Origin of the sequence: Pantoea sp. CTOTU49201, assembly GCF_032054795.1 — a bacterium.
Lineage (GTDB): Bacteria > Pseudomonadota > Gammaproteobacteria > Enterobacterales > Enterobacteriaceae > Pantoea > Pantoea symbiotica.
In genome coordinates, this window is the sequence record NZ_DAMBSA010000032.1 from 1 (window position 1) to 20,172 (window position 20,172).

General features: G+C 52.1%; 16 protein-coding genes. 14 read left to right on the plus strand and 2 right to left on the minus strand.

What is annotated here, in order from left to right:
* Positions 1 to 3,645 (minus strand): ESPR domain-containing protein (locus RTY00_RS04135; protein WP_312663500.1); only part of this gene is annotated, 3,645 nt, incomplete at its 3' end.
* A 532-nt stretch (positions 3,646 to 4,177) separates the two neighbouring features.
* On the opposite strand from RTY00_RS04135, the gene RTY00_RS04140 reads away from it, so the two are divergent.
* Complete coding sequence (locus RTY00_RS04140) at positions 4,178 to 4,444, plus strand: YdgH/BhsA/McbA-like domain containing protein (protein WP_283227523.1); 267 nt, start codon at positions 4,178 to 4,180, stop codon at positions 4,442 to 4,444.
* A gap of 63 nt (positions 4,445 to 4,507) precedes the next feature.
* On the opposite strand, the gene RTY00_RS04145 is transcribed toward RTY00_RS04140, so the two are convergent.
* Positions 4,508 to 5,329, minus strand: coding sequence for a DUF481 domain-containing protein (locus tag RTY00_RS04145; RefSeq protein WP_312663501.1), 822 nt, complete (start codon positions 5,327 to 5,329; stop codon positions 4,508 to 4,510).
* Positions 5,330 to 6,329: 1,000 nt separating this feature from the next.
* Between RTY00_RS04145 and RTY00_RS04150 the strand changes: the two genes are divergently transcribed.
* The 13 genes from RTY00_RS04150 to RTY00_RS04210 form a co-directional block, all read left to right on the plus strand.
* Positions 6,330 to 7,511 (plus strand): outer membrane protein transport protein, encoded by a 1,182-nt coding sequence (locus RTY00_RS04150; RefSeq protein WP_312663503.1) that lies wholly within the window; start codon positions 6,330 to 6,332, stop codon positions 7,509 to 7,511.
* Positions 7,512 to 7,618: 107 nt separating this feature from the next.
* Positions 7,619 to 9,202: an arylsulfatase gene (locus RTY00_RS04155; protein ID WP_312663504.1), complete on the plus strand. Its 1,584-nt coding sequence runs from the start codon at positions 7,619 to 7,621 to the stop codon at positions 9,200 to 9,202.
* Positions 9,203 to 9,256: 54 nt separating this feature from the next.
* Complete coding sequence (locus RTY00_RS04160) at positions 9,257 to 10,549, plus strand: anaerobic sulfatase maturase (RefSeq protein WP_312663505.1); 1,293 nt, start codon at positions 9,257 to 9,259, stop codon at positions 10,547 to 10,549.
* On the plus strand, positions 10,549 to 11,544 hold the full coding sequence (locus RTY00_RS04165) for a MoxR family ATPase (RefSeq protein ID WP_312663517.1): 996 nt from the start codon (positions 10,549 to 10,551) through the stop codon (positions 11,542 to 11,544). The genes RTY00_RS04160 and RTY00_RS04165 overlap by 1 nt, the downstream gene beginning before the upstream one ends.
* Positions 11,544 to 12,464 carry a DUF58 domain-containing protein gene (locus RTY00_RS04170; RefSeq protein ID WP_312663506.1) on the plus strand — a complete coding sequence of 307 codons (921 nt, stop codon included), beginning with the start codon at positions 11,544 to 11,546 and terminating at the stop codon, positions 12,462 to 12,464. The genes RTY00_RS04165 and RTY00_RS04170 overlap by 1 nt, the downstream gene beginning before the upstream one ends.
* Entirely contained in the window at positions 12,445 to 12,882 is a 438-nt protein-coding gene (locus tag RTY00_RS04175; protein WP_312663508.1) for a DUF4381 family protein, read from the plus strand. Before RTY00_RS04170 ends, RTY00_RS04175 begins: the two co-directional genes overlap by 20 nt.
* Positions 12,875 to 13,852 (plus strand): VWA domain-containing protein, encoded by a 978-nt coding sequence (locus RTY00_RS04180; RefSeq protein WP_312663509.1) that lies wholly within the window; start codon positions 12,875 to 12,877, stop codon positions 13,850 to 13,852. The genes RTY00_RS04175 and RTY00_RS04180 overlap by 8 nt, the downstream gene beginning before the upstream one ends.
* Entirely contained in the window at positions 13,849 to 15,375 is a 1,527-nt protein-coding gene (locus RTY00_RS04185; RefSeq protein WP_312663510.1) for a VWA domain-containing protein, read from the plus strand. Before RTY00_RS04180 ends, RTY00_RS04185 begins: the two co-directional genes overlap by 4 nt.
* Entirely contained in the window at positions 15,372 to 16,388 is a 1,017-nt protein-coding gene (locus tag RTY00_RS04190; RefSeq protein ID WP_312663511.1) for an oxygen tolerance domain protein, read from the plus strand. The genes RTY00_RS04185 and RTY00_RS04190 overlap by 4 nt, the downstream gene beginning before the upstream one ends.
* Entirely contained in the window at positions 16,388 to 17,401 is a 1,014-nt protein-coding gene (locus RTY00_RS04195) for an HAD family hydrolase (RefSeq protein WP_312663512.1), read from the plus strand. The genes RTY00_RS04190 and RTY00_RS04195 overlap by 1 nt, the downstream gene beginning before the upstream one ends.
* A gap of 49 nt (positions 17,402 to 17,450) precedes the next feature.
* Positions 17,451 to 17,738 (plus strand): YicS family protein, encoded by a 288-nt coding sequence (locus tag RTY00_RS04200; RefSeq protein WP_312663514.1) that lies wholly within the window; start codon positions 17,451 to 17,453, stop codon positions 17,736 to 17,738.
* Between the two features lie 28 nt (positions 17,739 to 17,766).
* Positions 17,767 to 18,570: a hypothetical protein gene (locus RTY00_RS04205; RefSeq protein WP_312663515.1), complete on the plus strand. Its 804-nt coding sequence runs from the start codon at positions 17,767 to 17,769 to the stop codon at positions 18,568 to 18,570.
* 65 nt (positions 18,571 to 18,635) lie between these two features.
* Positions 18,636 to 20,172: mechanosensitive ion channel family protein (locus RTY00_RS04210; RefSeq protein ID WP_409519114.1), on the plus strand; the 1,537-nt coding region annotated here is incomplete at its 3' end.

Below are 20,172 nucleotides of genomic sequence, written 5' to 3' on the forward strand. Positions count from 1 at the left end.
CATGGTGATGTTGGCCCCTGAGCTCACGCTACCATTAGTATTCCCCAGAATGCCGATACTGTCTGCACCACTACCATTAATGGTGTAACCATTGCTAATCGTGAGATTACCCGTGGTGGCATTACCATTACTGTCCTCGAAAGCAAATCCCTGACCATTGCCACTGACGTTTAGAACATTGCCGCTGCCCTGCGCATTAAAGGTCACGGCGGTACGGATTGCCGGTCCATTAGAGGCATTAATCGTCACATTGTTGAGGTTAATGTTGGCGGTATTCGCGTTGTTATTAATGCCCGCACCGCTGTCAGCGATATCAATCGTGGTATTACTGGCCGTGAAGCTACTGGCACCGTTGTCCATGCGGACGCCATCTGCGCCGCCAGATGCGGTAATCTGATTCGCATTGCCGTTCACGGTCAAAGCGGCCCCACTGCCAGTGAGTTGTACGGCCGCCAGTCCACCATTGGCGCTTACACTGCCTAACCGATTCACAACAGCGCCTGCGCCCTGTACCCTAATCCCGACATTCCCACTGTTCGCAGCACCACCCACGCTAATGGCACTGTTGTTGGTCAGTGTGCCACTGTTCTGAATGTCAACGCCGATGTTGTCATTTCCCAGAACGCTGACAGGAGCATTAACCGTGGCACTGCCGCCATCGTGCAGCCACACGCCTTTCCCGCTACTGCCATTTAAATTGATTCCGCTCACACCATTCAAAACCAGATTACCCGCATGGGAGATGTCGTAGCCCGTAATACCACTTTGACTGGACGAGCTGGTGGTTGAGGCGGTGGAGGTAACATTAGTTAATCGTTGATCGCTGTCCAGCGTGCCATCAATATTGTAATTGCGGCCATCAATACGGACGGCGGTCGTATTATCGTGGTCAAGCACGATACCGCCATCGCTGATAGTGCCTGCGGCGCCTCCCGAAACCAGCACACCAACCGCATTGTCACCGTTTACATGAATGGTTGCGGGCCCGGTGATGAGCGAACTGGCAATATCGTCAGACTCATCCGCTGTACCGCCATCATCCACGCCATTAGCAATTACACCGATAGAGCTGTCGCCACTGATGGTAAGCTGATACCCGCTACCGCTGCCATTATCGCCATTGAACACGGCACCGTTATCAACAGCAAACAGCACGGAATTAGCCTGCCCGTTGTCATTGATATTGGCGTTGCTGATGTTAATTTTTGCCAGATTACCCCAGGCGTAATACCCAATTTGATGGTCGTTTTCGAATGTCAGCGATGCCGCATTGCCGATATTAATTAGCGCATCGCCGCGTGCGTGCACCCCAATTGCACCGGCTGACAACAATCGAATCGTAGCCTGAAGATCGACCTGAGCAGGCTGATTGTTGAGTCCTTCGGCATAGACGGCATAGTTTCGATAGGTATAAACATTTCCGTCGCTACCACCGGTGTCGCCGGCGCTCCCCACGGTGATGCTACTGCTTGCCGACGAGGTAACATTCGCCGCTGCATTTTGCGCCTGCAGGTAAATGGCCACGTTGTTGTCGCCATCAACGAAAATATTACCGTTGTTAGTGACGCTTCCCTGGTTATCGACCACATACAGGCCATAGTTACTTGCTGCCGATCCATTAATCAGCCTGCCCAGTACGTTGATAGAACCATTATTTATCAGCGATCCCGTAGCGGAATTGGTGAAAATCCCAACGGCATTACGCGTGCTGTCCCCGATGAAAATATTTCCATCGTTAAGAATGTTGCCACTGCTGGTGGAATAGATACCGGCGGTAAGCGCACTGCCGCCAGTTAAAGGGACAAACGCAGGCACGGTGGCGTCAGTGGCCGGCGCATAACCCAGATAGATTGCCCCTTGATTGAGCACACTGGCACTTTGCTCGGCATAGATGCCATAGCCTGCAGCACGCCCTGCGCTGTTTCGGCTGTTACCTGTGAGGACTATAGTCCCATCGCTGGTGTTGGTAGCACTGCTGGTACCGGATACCGACATGCCACGGGCATTAGCGGTTGTGCTATCGGTAATCGCAATATTGATATGGCCGTTGTTGGTAAGTGTGCTTTGCTCCAGGCCCTGCATCGCGATACTGCCGGCATTGCTGACGTCCTGGTTGGTACCATCTTTTTCTAAAAACAATCCGGCATTGAGGGTGCCATTGTTAATCGCCGTTGCGTTGGTCACCTGCATCCCGATGGATGTAGGGCTGGCACTGTCACTTCGCCAGTGATTAATTGTTCCATCATTGGTGAGTAGCGCGCCGGCATCGCCGCGCATCACTGCACTTGCACCATCTACGGCTAGTATGCCGCTACTGTTTACTGAACCAGCAGCATTGTTTCCTGTCGCGTAAATGACATTCAAATCACCCACAGGCAATGTAGCATTATTCGTGTGAGAAGCCTGATCATCCCAGACGTGATAAGTCAGGTTGATTGAGGTTTGCTGCTGCTGATCCAGCAGACCCGTGATGATGGCGTTATAGACCGACTGAGCTTCAGGAGCGGAATCAATGACCTCGCCATTCACCGTTGCCCCGGCGGTTAGCCAGTACTGGACTTGTGGCTTTCCTGCATAGGCGTTTTGTCCGGTCAGATAATCATTGACCTCAGCGATATCAGCTGAAGACGTAATATTAAACGTTCTTGAACCCGCCTGAAGCACGCGCTGCCCGACCTGCACATAATTTGGAATTGTCAGCGTGTAATCATATTGCGCACTCTGTGCTGAGATGCTCTGGCTATCATTTGAAATGACAGCTGCCGGGCGAAAATAGATGAGATTATCCGATAACCAGTTCACCTGGCTCTGTGCGGTACCCGTTCCATCCGCCTTGGCGAGAACGCTGTTTTTGGCCAGCAAGTCGAGTGTGTTTGTCGGCGCCGAAACTGGCGTTATACCCGTCGTATCATCCCCGACATTGATATTTGCTGTACCTCCGGAAGAAGCAACTGAAACAATGCCAAAATTGTTATAAATGCGGAATGAGTCGGGATCATAAACCGACAGCATTAAGTCGCTTACCGGCGTGTCACCGGCAGATACAAAGGTGGTTGAATCATAGATATTAATGACCTGATAGCTGCCCTCAAGGCCAGGAATTTCAACATTCAGTTCCTGATTTTGCTGGGGATTAGCAGGCGAAGGAGAATACGTGAACTGATTGATATTTTCGGCTGTAATTGGCGTGATGTTGCCCTGGGAATCAGTCGCCGTAATAGACGTGATCCTACCTGCATTCGTTCCCCCTCCACCCGCCAGGGCGTCGAAAACCCGGACACTGGTTGAAGTCCCATTGCTACCCGCAGCAAAACCTGGAAGAGGACCTAGAATATTGAGTGTCGTACCCGGAGCAAAATGATTGGTTAGTGGCGCACTGTCGATGGTGAAAGCCGAGCCAGTGCTTAATAGGGAGTCATAATTAATGCCCTGATTATCTGGAAAACTATAGCTCGGGTAGGCGTCAATCCATTGGATGTCATCCGCACGAGCGGATCCTAATGAAATAATCAGAATTAATAGTCCCGACAGCTGCAGTGAGAGGCATGCTTTTTGGCCCGAACCATGATGACTTTTTGTGATTTCGGACACGGGAACAAAAATACTTCTTGATGCGCTCCAGATAAGCCTATAAACAAAGTTCATAAACGCACCCGCCCTATAATTTTTCAACCTTTTGTTTTTGAATGAATTCCAATGTCACAAAATGTACCAATCCTTAATATAAAGCTTACGATCAACAGTAGTACAAAGATTACAAAATGTAATAAGAAAAAAAGAATTTCACCCGCAGGTAAATTTTTAAATTTCCATAATAAAGCACAGGGGAATTATGACCTGGCACTTGCCTTAAACCTTTAAGAAATATGGGGGTTAATGCAAATGCAGAAGATTATTCACATATATCTAATAGTAAAGATTGGCCCTTAATATTGTGCTAGACCACGTTTACAATTAAGTCAAAAAACATTGAGGTTTAACTTGCCACTGATCACAATAATCAATTTACTTCCTGTTTTTCAACCGACTGCTGTAAATAACAAAATGTTTGATTGATATTTTTGGATGTTAAATAAATACTTAGCAGGCATTAAGAGGTCTACTCTAAATGTTCATGACGGATAGTATTCATGACTATGTTTCAATGTTGTTAATTTTAACAATTCGGAGTGTAAAAATGAAAAATGTGATGATGAAGGCAATGATTCTGGCTGGAGCAGCATTCGTAACAACCAGCGTGTTTGCGGCTCAGGAAATCAGTAAAGAAGAAGCCAAAAACTACACCGAGGTTGCAACAGTTTCAACTTCGGGCACGTTCACCGATCCAAAAGATGCTAAAGACGAATTATCAAAGCTGGCAGATGAGAAAGGTGGTAAATATTACGTGATTACCTCTGCAAGGGTTGAAGGAAAAGTTCAGGGGACAGCTACCGTCTATAAATAATTTGGTCACTGCCAGTCGTTATGGCTGGCAGTGCATATGTACGCAGGGATTTATACACCATGTTCATTTCCAGGTCATACCTAAACCCGTTGAAAATACACGCTCATCCAGTGTATCTCGTGTCCCCCTGACAATATTCCTGTGATAACCAACATGGAAAGTTGACCAGGTAGTCAGCGCATACCTCACACCAAGTTCTGCATCCACTGATATTACTCCTTCATTATCCAGAGAATGTCCAAGTTCACCATTGCTGTACAGAGTAATAGTTTTATCGATTAAGAACCGCTGGTAGTCCCAATGCAGGGTTGCTCCCAAATGACTATCCTGCTCGTCGTCACTGTAGCCATAGCTGAAAGCTCCAGCCAGAAATGAAACAGAAAAAGCACCTGTATCATCATCCCACAACTGATATCCGGGGCCGGTACCAATCAGAAATTGCCTGGACAAGTCTTCTACCCAGTCACGTTTATAACTCAACCGTGACTGCCAGAAATATTTCTCTTCAAACATGTAGTCGAAGGCATAGCGAAAACTGTAATTATCCGTGTTAACACTCTCATCTTCGACCTCCCGATTGTAAGTTGCAGAGACATCGTGTCTCCACTTTTCTTTTTTAAATTTGGTATTCATCGAAAAGGTATAGTCATCTGTTCTGCTAGAAGCATTTTTAAGGTTTACGTCAGCATCAATGTTCCCAGACCAGTCCCACTCATCAGTTCTTACCTCTGCTTTCATAAACTCATCTAAGCGCCTGATAGACACTATTTCCTTTTTATCTCCGTGTTTAATCACAACATATCCAGCATTGTAAGGAAAAAAAGAAGCAGGATACTTTTCTTTGGTTTTATTGTTACCAATGGATATCTGGGATTCACTTTCCATGGTACTCACTGATGTCCAGTTAATCTTCATAAGACCGGCGTAATTAGTTTTTAACTCAAGTACCCCATCATGTAGTGATTGAACTGTTCCACTGAGTCGATCTCCGTTGATAAGCCAGACTGTATCGGCCTGAACTACACAAGCAGACTGGGAGTTTCATTTCGAAAGTAATGATAAGAATTCCCCACCCTATTCGTCAGTTTTCTGTGATACATCGTTCATAACATCAGCAGGCACAGAGCAATGTATAGCTGTTATTTTTGATTTAAGTGATTTGCCTTTCTCTGGTGATCTTTGTTGCAACAAAAGCCAATCATGATCAACTTAAAACAGGGCAATTACATATCGTTTGCAGGTATTAAGAATAATGCAAACCGCTAAAATTTGGTTGCCTGCTCACATTGTTGCTGTTGATGATGGGATGAATGCATTAGCCAGGCCAACTCATCATACATAGATTCATAGTCACTTTTTTCATAAAGGATTTCATTTTCATTACATTAACCACATTCCACCTGATAAAACTAAAAATTTATTAATGGCTATAATCCGAAAAAATCAGCATAAACCAATAATGCTTTATAACATTGAATTATAGGGTTTTTAACAAAACCCCACTCTCCACATTAACCCAAAATTAACTATTTAAATTATTGATTTATTTTAATTTATTACCCAAGTCTGTTCCTGTGATGAAAAGTCTGACTTAGTTCAAAAAATCGAGCGGCGATGCATTAAATTCTCATTTTTATGTTGCTGAACAACAAAAACAGGCTAACTTAAGTATCAAAATGTAAATAAAACTATTTTTATCCTCGGGTTACGTTGAATTTTATAAACCCCTGAATTGCTTTATTGCAACATGTTTATTTTGCTGCCAGTGATTATTTGATTCAAGTTGATGAAACCACAGAGTTGTTTCTGGCGTTTCGCGATGTTTTTCATCGATATTCTGTCTCATTTAACTGACTGTTCTCAATAACTTTAAAGAGAAAGTTTAATGCGCAAAATAATACCTCTGGCTATTCTATTTAACATTTCATCAGCATGCGCGAGTGGACTTTATCTTTATGAAATTGGTACGGATGATGTAGGTCTGGCCGGTGCAGGTCAGGCGGCGCGTGCGCAGGATGCCTCAACGCTCTTTACCAATCCTGCTGGCATGACCCTGTTGCCAGATAAAATACTCACTGGGGGTGCGCAGGCTTTATATGGCGACGCGCCATACCGACTGGACGACGATGCACAACTGAGTGGTAACAGCCCTGGGAATGTCATTGGCTGGTTTCCCGGTGGCAGCGCTTTCTACACGCAACGGATCAGCCCAACCGTCAGTGCCGGAGTAGGATTTTATGGCAACTACGGACTCGGCCTACATTTCGGCGACTGGGCTGGTGACAACCTGATTAAAGACAGTACGCTGCTGGCCGTAACGCTGATGCCCGCGCTGGCGTGGCAAATCAATGATGCCTTGTCGCTGGGTGCGGGTGTCGGGATCAACTATGGCCTGCTAAAAATCAAGCGCGCCCGAGGCGATGAGCTATCCGATCATGACTGGGCGCTCAACGGAAAAATAGGTGCGTTATGGCAGTTTACCCCACAAACGCGTGCCGGATTAACCTATACCAGCCGGACCAATTATCACTTCAACGTTAACAACACGGTTCGTCTTGACCAGCTGAATAACTCTCCTTCCTGGACGTTGCCTATCGCAGCCACCGTCAATACGCCCCAACAAATCATGCTCAGCGTTTTCCATCAGTTGAACGATCGCTGGGCAGTTATGGGGGATGCGGGATGGCAGGACTGGAGCGATTACAGCAACAGCGAAATTACCGTGGCAGGGAATCAGGTGGGCGACAACGGGCGTCTGCGTGATACCTGGCACCTCGCACTCGGCACCCAGTTCAAACTCTCTGCTGACTGGACGATAAACACTGGCGTTGCCTTTGACAGCAGTTTCTACCGCAACCAGCAGGATACCTCTCTGACGATGCCGTCTGGCGATACCTGGCGCTGGGGCGTTGGTGCGCGTTACCAACTCGATCCTGACAGCAGCATCGGCACCGCCTTCGAATACGCGCACATTGACTCGTCACAGGTCTCATCGCCGCTGGTTAAAGGACGCTATGACAATCCTGCTCTCTATTTCTTTGGCATCAACTACAGCCGGACTTTCTGACCCGGCCAACTAAGGAGGCGCATCACATAACTTACTGTCGAACGATCTGACCGGGCGGGCGAAATCACTGCCTTTCCTTTGAGAGTCCATTTAACTGGAGCACAGAAATGTCAAAAGTGCCATTTTGCAAATCGCTGCTCGCCTCGATGTTGTCTGTCGCCTGCTGTGCGACCAGCGCTTATGCAGCCCCGGCCAGCAATACCACGACGGCGCCGGAGCAGAACAATCAAAAGCCCAACATTGTAGTGATATTCGGTGATGACATCGGGTACTGGAACGTCAGTACCTACAATCAGGGAATGCTGGGCTACCAAACGCCCAATATCGACAGCATTGCGGCCGAAGGCGCCAAGTTCACTTCTTACTATGCGGAACAAAGCTCCACCGCCGGTCGTTCCTCCTTCATAACCGGGCAGATGCCATTCCGTACCGGGATGAGCAAGGTGGGCATGCCGGGAGCACCGCAAGGATTGCAGAAAGAAGATCCCACCATTGCCAATATCCTCAAACAACTCGGTTATGCCACCGGCCAGTTTGGTAAAAATCATCTTGGCGACCGCAATGAGTTTCTGCCCACCGCGCATGGCTTTGACGAATTCATGGGCAACCTTTATCACCTGAATGCCGAAGAGGAACCGGAGAATCCGGATTACCCGCAAGATCCGGATTATAAGAAACAGTTCGGCCCGCGTGGCGTCATTAAGTCCACCGCTGATGGGAAAGTTGAGGATACCGGTCCACTCAACATTAAACGTATGGAAACCGTGGATGAAGAGACGTTGGCAGCCAACAACGACTTCATGGAGCGGCAGGTCAAAGCCAACAAACCGTTCTTTACCTGGTACAACACCACGCGCATGCATAACAAAACCCATATCAAACCGGCCGATAAAGGCGTGACCGGCTTGGGTGACTACGCTGATGGCATGGTAGAGCACGACAAAATCGTCGGTGAAGTACTGAAGAAAATCAAAGACCTCGGCATTGAAGATAACACCATTGTTGTTTACACCACCGATAACGGCCCGATGACGGCCACCTGGCCTGATGCCGGTATCACACCGTTCCGCGGTGAGAAAAACACCGGCTGGGAAGGCGGCTTCCGCGTACCAGCGATGGTCAAATGGCCGGGGCATATTAAGCCGGGCACGCTGATCAACGACATCTTCGGCAGTAATGACTGGTTCCCGACGCTGGTTGCTGCAGCGGGCGTGCCGGACATTAAACAGCAGTTACTCAAGGGTTATAAAACCAGTGCTATGACCTACAAAGTGCATCTGGATGGTTATAACCAGCTTGATTTCATCACCGGTAAAACGCAGGAGGATCCGCGCAAAGAATTCTTCTACTGGAGTGATGACGGTGATCTGCTGGCGATGCGCTACGGTCGCTGGAAAGCCCACTTCATGATCCAGGAACGTACAGGCATGGATGTGTGGAAATACCCGTTCGTCAAACTGCGTGTGCCACTGATCTTTGATTTGAAAATCGATCCGCTGGAAAAAGGCACCGATGGCATGGACTACAACCACTGGTTCTATGATCGCCTGTTCCTGCTGGGCGGTGCGCAGAAATATGCCACTGAAATGCTGCAAAGCTTCAAAGAGTTCCCGCCACGGCAGAAACCGGGTTCATTTACCGTCTCTGATGTGTCGAAACTTATTGAGGAAGGCAGTCCGGCCACCAACTGATGCTCTGACCACAACACCGGGTGAAATACTTCACCCGGTATTCAGGAGGCGTTCATGAAATACAGCACAACGTTGCCGGTTAAACCGCTGCCTACGGCGGAAAAGTTCAGCGGCAAGGGACCGGCTTACACCCGACGCTTTCACGTGATGGCAAAACCCACTGGGTCACGCTGCAATATCGACTGCAACTACTGCTTTTACCTGCATAAAGAACAGCTGCTGGAACAGGATCGACACAGCGGCATGAGCGATGAGGTGCTGGAAACCTTTATCCGGCAATATATCGACAGCCAGGATGGCGAGCAGGTGGTTTTCTCCTGGCAAGGCGGCGAACCGACGCTGATGGGATTGGAGTACTTCGAAAAAATCGTCGTGCTGCAGAAGAAATACCAGAAGCCTGGCCAGCGTATTGAAAACGATCTGCAGACCAACGGCATTCTGCTGAATGACAACTGGGCGCGCTTTCTGCGTCAGCACAACTTTTTAGTCGGCATTTCAATCGATGGCCCGGCGGAACTGCACGATCGCTACCGCGTGACGCGCAGCGGTAAACCCACGTTTGAAAAAGTGATGGCGGGCGTTGCTGCGTTGAAGCGCCATCATGTTCCCTTTAACGCTCTGGTTACCGTTAACCGCACCAACGCGCGCTTCCCGCTTGAGGTTTATCGTTTTCTGACGCGCGAACTGGGTGCCACCTATATCCAGTTCAATCCCTGCGTTGAGCCGGTTGATTTCAAGCAAACGGCACCGCAGTTCTGGCACGACGACACCATTCCGGTAACCGGTTCCCGCCGCGCGCGCCCCGGCGACCTCGACTCCATCGTCACCGACTGGTCTGTCGATCCGGATGACTGGGGAAGCTTCCTGATTGCGGTCTTCGAAGAGTGGGTGAACAACGATTTAGGCCGCGTGCAGGTTAACCTATTTGAAACGGCGGTGGCGCAGACCATGGGAATGCCGGCGCAGATATGCATCACCTCCGAGTTCTGCGGCAAAGGCCTGGCAATTGAGAAAAACGGCGACATCTTCTCCTGCGATCACTACGTCTATCCCGAATACAAGTTAGGCAATGTACAGAGCACCAAACTGGCGCACATGGCCTTTTCCGAACGTCAAAAAGCCTTTGGTTTAGGCAAGCGCGATACGCTGCCCGCTGCCTGCAAACGCTGTCCTTACCTGAAACTCTGTTATGGCGAATGCCCGAAAAACCGCATTGTCAGAAGCGAAGACGGCGAATTGGGCATGAATTATCTCTGTCCCGGCATCAAGGCGTTCTTTGATTATGCGCAGCCGATGCTGTTGGGCATCGCCACGCTGTTGCAACGTAAGACGGTGGAACCCGCATGATGAATAACCGTGACAAGCTGCTGGCGCTGGAAGCCAGCATGAATCAGCAGGTGATTGGTCAGCAGGAGCTGGTGCGGATGCTGATCGTCGCCTTGTTGTGTGACGGACATGTGCTGCTGGAAGGCTTACCGGGTCTGGCGAAAACCCGTGCGGTGCGGGAACTAGCGCGTCACATCGAAGGCGAATTCCGCCGCATTCAGTTCACGCCTGACCTGCTGCCTTCCGACATTACCGGCAGCGAAATCTATCAGCAAAATGCCACACGCGAAGAGGATCAGTTTCGTTTTCGTCCCGGGCCGGTATTCGGCAACATTATCCTCGCCGATGAAATCAACCGCGCCTCAGCCCGCGTGCAGTCGGCGCTGCTGGAGGCGATGGAAGAGCGTCACGTGACCGTTGCGGGCAAAACCTGGCCGCTGCCGGGGATATTCATGGTGCTGGCGACACAAAACCCGGTCGATCAGGAAGGCACCTGGCCGTTACCCGAAGCCCAGCTCGACCGTTTTCTGATGAAGGTGATTGTTGATTACCCATCGAAAGAGAATGAGCAGTTGGTGATGCAGCTGGTGCGTGCTGAGCAGCAGGCAAAATACCAGGCAGCGCAGCATGAAGCTCCTACACCAGAAACTGACTTGCTGATCAGCCAACTAAACATCGCCGATTGCTGGCGTGAAATTGCCACAGTATATGTGGCGCCAACGGTAGAACAGTACATCGTTAATCTGGTTGAGATGACGCGTCATCCCGATCAGGTCAGCGATGCCTTTGCCAGTTATATCAGCCTCGGCATCAGCCCGCGCGGTACGCTGGCTCTGGATCGGTGCGGTCGCGCCTGCGCGTGGCTGGATGGTCGTGATGCTGTGTTGCCCGAAGATATTCAACGCATTGCACCGGCTGTGCTCCGTCATCGCCTGCTGCTGAGCTATCAGGCCAACGCCGACAACTGCACACCCGATCAGGCAATCGCCATGCTTCTCAACGCAGTGGTGGCGTGATGCCGCTGACGCTGGAAATGGCCGATCTAATGGCGCTGGCAGGTGACGCGCAGCAACTCGATAATCCGCCGGGCCAAATCCCACCCGGCGCGTTAACCGGTGAACGCGTATCCCGCCAGCAGGGACGTGGGCTGAATTTCGACAGCCTACGTCGCTATCAGCCGGGCGATGACGTCAGGTTGATTGACTGGAAAGCCACCGCCCGCCTGCGTACACCGTGGATCCGTCTCTACAATGAGGAACGGGAACGCCCGGTATTTCTCCTCGTGGATCAGCGACTGGAGATGTACTTCGGAACCCGCATGCAGATGAAATCGGTGGCCGCCGGAAATATTGCCGGATTGCTGGCATGGCGAAGCTGGCATGATGGTGATCGGCTGGGCTGCGCGATATTGGGCGATGATGAACTGGCGCTGCATCCCTGTCGCGCACCAAAACGCAACCTGATGCCGATCCTCACTGACATTCAGCGCATCAATACTCAGCTTCCCGCGCATTATGCGCAACACCCTCGCCAAACCGTCTCTCTGTCAGACGCGCTGCAACGTATCGTCCGCCTGCTGCCTTCCGGCAGCTGGTTGGGGATTATCAGTGATTTTCACGATCTTGATGCGCGCTGTGATGCGGTGCTGGCTCATCTGCGCCGCCGCTGCGAAATTACCGCCTACGTCACACTCGATGATCTTCATCGCCGCCTGCCGCCGCGCGGCCAGCTGGCGGCTTATTACCAGGATGTCAGCACCACACTCAATCTCACCTCACAGCTCAGCGATCGGGTTCAGCAGAGCGTCACCGAGCGTCTGTCGCAGCAGCAGCGCCGGTTACAGCGCCTGGGCATCACGGTAAAAACCGTGGTGACCGGTGAAGCGATTCTGCCGCAGCTACAACAGGAGGACGTGCATGCTGGCAAAAGGATTTAGCACGCCGGAACTGGCACATCCCGCTTTGCCTGGCGCCGCCTCATGGTTCCCGTTGCCTGCAGGCTGGATGGTGCTCGGCGTTATGTTGTTGCTGGCGATGTTGATTGCCATGCTAATAGGGCTCGCTCGCTTTCGTCGCAATCGCTGGCGCCGCGAAGCGAGAAAACAGCTTGAGCAACAGCAGGTAGACGGCTGGATTGCACTGGTTAAGCGGGTGCTTCTGGTGCAACACCCGCGCGCGCAGGTCAGCCAGTGGCAAACGCCGGAACAGCTTCTGGCGCAAACATCGCTGGACGAAGAATTGCGCACGCTGATGTGTCGTCGCTATTGTCAGGCGGACAATCGGCTGGAAAGCAGTATCAATCAGCGTATTGCCCAGCAGTTACGCCACTGGCTGGAGACGCTGCCTCATGTCTGAGTTTATTTCGCGCATCGATTTTGCCTGGCCGTGGGCGGGCGTGCTGCTGTTTTTACCGCTGCTGACTCATTATCTGTTTCCTGCAAAACAGCCGGTGAGTGAACAGGTTCGGGTCCCTTTTTTACCTGAACTGGCTGAAGCCCTGCAACTCTCAGCGCCCGCACCGCAAGCCAGCTGGCAACATCGGCTGCTGTTCTGGGCGGTATGGATATTAATGATTACTGCACTTGCCCGGCCGGAATACCTGATGCCGCCAAAAACGCTGATAAAACCCATGCGCAATATAGTGCTGATTCTGGATGTTTCCGGCTCAATGGAAAAAAACGATGGTCAGAATGGTCAGACGCGCTTGCAAGCGGTTCAGCAAACGGTGCGTACTTTTATCAGCCAGCGCAAAAATGATCGTATCGGTCTGGTTATTTTTGCCAGTCAGGCGTGGCCTTTCGCGCCGATCAGCGAAGATAAGCAGGCGCTGCAGTCGCGCATTAGCCAGCTCGCACCGGGCATGGTTGGTCAGCAAACGGCAATAGGCGATGCGCTGGGCGTGGCAGTGAAACTGCTAGACCACAGCCTTGAAGCCGATGCCTCGAAAATGGCGATTCTGCTGACAGATGGCAACGACACCGCCTCTCAACTGCAACCCACGCTCGCCGCACAGCTCGCCGCCTCGCATCACGTTATGGTGCATACCATCGCCTTTGGTGATGTCAACAGCAGCGGTGAGGATAAAGTCGATACGGCGCTGCTGGAAAACATTGCTCATATCACCGGCGGTAACGCGTGGCGCGCCGCAACCAACCGCGATGCGCTGGCGCAGGTCTGGCAGCAAATTGATGCGCAGACGCCGGAACAGGTGAAAACGCTGGGTTTATCCTGGCATCGCCCGCTGTTTATCTGGCCGTTAGCCCTCGCGCTACTTGTGTTACTGCTGTTTGCCATTAGCAGCACCATGATGAGGCGACGCGCATGAGCGATTTCCACTTCATTTATCCCTGGCGATTACTGAGTTTGCTGCTTTGTCCGCTGCTCTATTTTTTGGCCCAGCGTTCAGGCAGTGCCTGGCATCGTGTGATGGACAAGCCGTTTGCGGATGCGTTGATCAAAGGTCAGCGCGTGCGGGCGCGACAAGTACTGCCGTGGCTGTTTGCCTTAGGGGTGTTGGCGTTAGCCGGTCCGAGCTGGCAACGCGACTTGCCTGCCGCCTTCACGCCAGAAAACAATGTGATGGTGATCATGCAGCAGGATCTCAGCATGCTGGCGCAGGATGTGCCGCCTGACCGTCATCAGCGTATGCAGCAAAAAATTGCCGCGCTGATGGCGCAGCTGCCCGGCAGCCACTTTGGTTTAGTGGTTTACAGCGCAAATGCCTGGCTCACCACACCACTGACCAATGATGCGGATTTTTATAACCTCTTCCTGACGGCACAGCAGCCCACGCTGGTACCGCAGGGCGAGGGGTCAGGACTGCGGCAGGCGGTCGCCCTTGCGCTTAAAAATCTGCCTTCAACGCCTGACGCTCCACGTGCGCTGATACTGGTTGCTGATAGTGTCGCACAACAGGACGCAGACTGGCTGCGGCAGCAAAATCTGCCGCTGCAGATCTGGGTGGCGGGCACGGCCAACGGTGGCAGATTGCCGGAAGCGCAGGCATCTCAGGGCATTGATACGCGACTTAACGTCGCGCGCTTCGAGCAAATTCGCGATGGCGGCATTCCGGTGACGCTGGTCTCTGCCGAAGATGATGATCTGCGCGCGGTCAACGGTAACATTCAGCAGAGCGTGACGGCGCAGCAGAACAGCCGACAGGATTTGCAGTGGAAGAACAGCGGCTATCTGCTGGTCATTCCTATATTGCTGCTGTTACTGCTGTGGCGGCAACAGCTGCTCTGTCTGGCTGTCGTGATGCTGCCGTTATTTATCTGGTCTCCCGGCAGTTCAGCCGCACTGCTGGACGCTTGGGTCCGCCCCGATGTGCAGGGACAATTCGCCTTCAATCACGGTAACTATGATGCCGCCGCCCAGCGTTTTCAGGACCCGTTGCGACGTGGCATCGCCTTCTATTATGCGCAGGATTACGTCCAGGCGCTGGGGGCTTTTCGTCAGGTTCCCGCCACGGCTGAAAGTCTGTTGTGGATTGGCAACTGTTACGCTCAGCAAAAATCCTGGCAGCAGGCGCTGAACAGCTACGACCAGGCACTGAGCTTACGGCCTGAATGGGCGATGGCTCAGGAGAACCGGGAGAAGATTGCCCATATCATCATGCAGTTGCGGCAGAAAGAACGCGACCGGCAGGCCGATCAGCATGAACAAAAGGATGAAGACCCTGACGCCATCAAGCACGATCTCAAACCCGATGAGGGCGTGAACCAGCTGGATATGAAGCCCATCGCCGCCGCCGCGCCTTCGGCTGAACAGTGGTACAGCAATCTGACCCTTTCGCCCGGCGGTTTACTGGAAAATCTCTACCGCTCAGCGCCGGCGGAGGAACCATGAAGCGACTTCTGCTTTGCCTGCTGTTGCTGCTTAGCCTGCCGGTGCGCGCCGAAATGACCATGACGCGTGAGTTGATTGCCCCGGAACAACTGGTGCCGGGACAGCCGATCACGATTGCTGTGACCTTCTGGACGGACAGCTGGTTTAATCCGCCGCCGCAATGGCCGGAAATGGTGATTGAAAACGGAAACCTGCTTAACACGCCACTGCCCAACCAACTGGTTACGCGCAATAGCGACGGTATCAGCTGGAGCGGCATCCGCATGGAACGTCAGGTGATGGCGTGGGATCAGGGCACGCTTCGCTTTCCTGCCGCAGATGTGGTGATGCGTTCAGCGAATCAGCCGCCAAAAACGGTGTCGCTGCCGGTCCTGCAGAAGTCGGTCAACTGGCCTGCCGATGTGCGTCAGCCGGACCGTTTTTTACCCGCCAGCACTCTTGAACTCTCGCAGCAATGGCAACTTTACCGCGCAACAGAAGATAAGCAGTTACATGTTGGTGACGTGATTGAGCGTGTGGTGACATTGCGCGCCACCGATGTGATTGCTGTGCAAATCCCGCAGCTGCTGTATGCCATTCCCGGTTCCGGTGCGCAACGTTTGCCGCCGATCAATAGCAACCTGACACAAGGGCGGGATGAGATTGTCGGCGCTCAGTGTGAAGAACGGCTGCGTTATCTGCCTTCTCAGTCCGGCGAACTGGTGATCCCGCCTTTGCGTTTACGTTGGTGGGATACGCGCCAGCATCAGTGGCAACTGGCCCAATTACCCGGTGCGCATTACACCATTGCGGCAGCGCGTCCAGCTGGCAGTGAACAGACGCTGAAAGCTCGCGCCCCGACGCAGTGGAAGCCGTTGTTGGCGGGATCGGCGATGGTACTGGCGCTGCTTCTTCTGGGCTTCTTTTTCCGACGCACCCTTAGCCATAGCCTGCAACGGCTGGTCCATCGCACGCGCGAATACTGGCGAATCGTCCCGCTACCCGACCTCATTCCGACCAAAAGGAAAAGATGATGAAATTAAAACCCCTGCTGGCATTGCTGATTACTGCTCATTTTGGTTCGGCATTCGCGGCAGACGATCCGCTCAGTAGCTGGAATGAGGGTCACGCCAAACAGGCGATTGAGACGTGGGTGAACGAAACCACCACAGCGAATAGCAAAGACTTCATTCCTGTCAGCCAACGTTATGTGGTGTTTGATAATGACGGCACATTGTGGCCGGAAGCGCCGCTGACGTTTCAGCTGCAGTTCGTGATAGATGAAATCAAACGCCTCGCCCCACAGCATCCGGAATGGAAAAGCGATGCATTAGTGCAGGCGGTGATTAACGACGATATGAAAACCGTGGTGCAGGCTGGCAAAAAGGGGCTGATGCAGCTGATGACGCTGACGCACAGCGGCATGACGACGGAGGAATTTAGCCAGCGCGTCAGCAACTGGGTCGATAGCCACCGGCATACACGTTTCGGCTGTCGCTATGATCATCTGGGCTATCAGCCGATGCGCCAGCTTCTCGATTATCTGCGAGCTAACGGCTTCAAAACCTGGATTGTGTCCGGCGGCGGCATCGATTTTATGCGCGTGCTGGCCGAAAAAATGTACGGCATCCCGCCTGAACAGGTGGTCGGCTCCTTTTCGCTGAGTGAATTCTCTCTGACTGACAACGGTACGCAATTGCGTAAAACCATGAACGGCGCGTTTTACGATGACGAAGCGATGAAACCGGTCGCCATCCATCTGTTCATGGGGCGGCGTCCGGTCGGTGCCTTCGGTAACAGCGACGGCGATGTGCCGATGCTTCAGTACACTTCCGCTAATCCGACGTACAAATCCTTTGGTTTACTAGTTCATCACACCGATGCTGCGCGTGAATATGCCTACGACGCGCATCCGCCCGCCAGTGGCAAACTTATTAGCGGGCTCAAACTGGCACCGCAAAAAGGTTGGGTCATCGTCGATATGAAGAAAGAGTGGAAAACGGTGTTTGACCCTGCGCAGTGTGCCGCGACTCAAGGCAATCAGTAAGTGGCTTAGCCGGGTTACTAATTATGGCCGAAACAGGCCGGGAGGAAATATGAAATACCTGATACCCATCGTTTTGACGCTGATGATGTCACCTATGGTCGCCCAGGCTAACTCGGCCTATGAAAATCTGGCCTTTGCACTGAGGCAGCAGAAAATTACCGATGACCTGCGCCACAAGTGTCAGATACCGACGACGGTATCCGATGAACAATTACGCACTCACTTTCTGGACAGCACCCATGATAACTCTGCCGTGCTGTCAGCCGTAAAAGCGCTGACCGAAAACAACCAACAGCGGTATCAGACCTTCCTGAGCCAGGTCAAATGCCCGGATTGACTATTTACTGGCTGGCCGGAGAGTAGCAATGACACGAAATAATGGGATTGTATGGAGCGGGTCTCTCTGGCTGCTGATTTTAAGTCAGACGGCTTTTAGTGCTGGAGTTAATGATAATCGCGACAAACTTGATGATGATCCAACAAAGGTAACCACTAAAGTTGGCGTTTCATGGTCAGATACCTACGACATGGACGACAGTAATCTCTCTTTCTCCGGTTCGGTCGCGCTGGATCAGGCAAAAAAACTGAACGCGCGCGTTAACAGTGATGCCAGCGAGTGGCGAGTGGGCGGGTCATGGCTGTTTCCGGTAGGCATCGTTAACTTTAATTTTGGTAAAAACCAATATACCAATGGCGCCTCCCAGACTAACTATTCCGTCGGAACCTTTATCCCTCTCAGCTATTTTGGCTTCGCGCCAGCCGGTTTCCAGATTTTCCCCATGGCTGGATATACCTACAACACCGGTGAGATAACCGGCTGCAGCACCGGAAATCCAGCAGATTGTAAAGCGCCTCAGTTCGCTGATGGTATTCCCTCCGAATATGGGTTCAGCACCATCACCACTTCCGGTAGCAGCGGCTATCTGGGTGCCTTTACCCTCCGCCCGTTGAGCTCTGAACTGACGATGATCGGCTTTGCAGCAGGCTCTTATGGGTCAAAAAATGAGGAAGGTGAACATTACCGGGGCTATTTTGGCGGGATCGGCGCTGGTTACAAATTTGATAAACACAGTTCAGTTAACCTTCTGACGTTCATTATGGATAACAACACCTATCTGGACGATCCCGACAAACGCTTTCTGATTTCGTATACCTGGCAATTTCAATAATGCGTATTGATGACTGCCTTACGGATGGATTTACCGCCAGGCAATGTACGGCTTTGGAGGCAAAAATGATTAAAGCGGTGATGTGTCTGTGCGGTTTCCTGCTGCTCTTCACTTTCCAAAACGTACTGGGCGCGGAGCCGCGTCAGGCACCTTCGGCACAGGAAAAAGCACGGACGTTGTATCTGCTTAATCAGCCAGTAGTGATGCTGCAGGCAAAGTTTGGCCTGACCACGCCAGAGGAGCGCGTCCAGCGCATCGTGACGATATTGCGTACGCTTGATGATAATGACCTTGCTCAACCGGTAATGATGCACACATTGACGCGCTACCAACAGTCAGCTGTGCTTTTTTCCGTCAACGGCAAACCTTTTATGTTACTGGCGCAGGGCGATCTGGATGAAGGGGACGATCTGACGCTGGAGCAAGCTGCAGAGCGCCTCAGGTTCCGTCTGGACACGCTGAGGCAATCATTGTCTGAGCAGTACTCATCGCGATATCTATTGCTCTCAGCGGGTAAAAGCCTTGTGGGAGCGCTATTACTGATTGCGTTTATCCTGTTTGCCCTGCGCTCTTATGCCTGGTTGAAGCGGATATATGCCGCAAGGCGCGCTCAGCGGAAAAGCTTAATTCCGGGCGCACTGCGCGCTTTTCTCGGTCCCATTGAAGTACGGCTGTATGCCATTGTGCTTACCGTTGCCCTCCTCGTGGTATTTTACATCTGGATCAGCTGGGTGTTGCGGCTCTTTCCCTGGACGCGGATTTGGGGCATGGAGCTGGGAGGTTATGCGGTAGGGTTGCTGCAACGTCTCGGGCTGGCAATCCTTTCCGCGCTGCCGGGCATGCTGATTGTTATTGTCATCTTCCTGATCACGGCGCTGGTGACGCGATTGCTCCGGCTGGTGCTAAGACGCGTTGAGACCGGGCAGTTACACCTACCGGGCCTGCATCCGGATACCGTTGGCGTCACCCGGAAACTCATCAGCGTTGTCATCTGGTTATTCGCCTTATCGGCGGCGTATCCGTTTTTACCCGGCGCTAATTCGCTTGCCTTCAAAGGAATTAGCGTTTTCTTCGGACTGATGCTGACGCTGGGCTCGGCAGGCGTGATGAACCATGCCATGAGCGGCCTGGTACTGACCTATTCCCGCGCGCTGCGAAAAGGCGAAGTTATCAGGATTGCCGATCATGAAGGTGTCGTCAGCGAAGTGGGCATGCTGGCAACGAAAATTCTGACCCGCGAGAATTACGAGGTGACGGTTCCCAACGCTGTGGTCGTCAGCGGCAGAATAGTAAACCTGAGCGCCACGTTGAAAGGCGACGGCGTCAACATGACGACCAGCGTCACCATTGGTTATGACACGCCCTGGCGTCAGGTCGAAGCGATGCTGGAACTGGCCGCCAGTCGCACACAAGGAATTAACCGCAGCATTCCCCCACTGGTGCGCCAGCTGGCGCTGCAGGACTGGTACGTGGCGTATGAACTCCAGGTCCGGCTTCAGGCGGGAGAATCGCTGGCCGGGGTAAGAAGTATTCTTCACGGACATATACAGGATGTGTTCAATGAATTCGGTGTGCAGATCATGTCGCCTAACTTCATCAGTC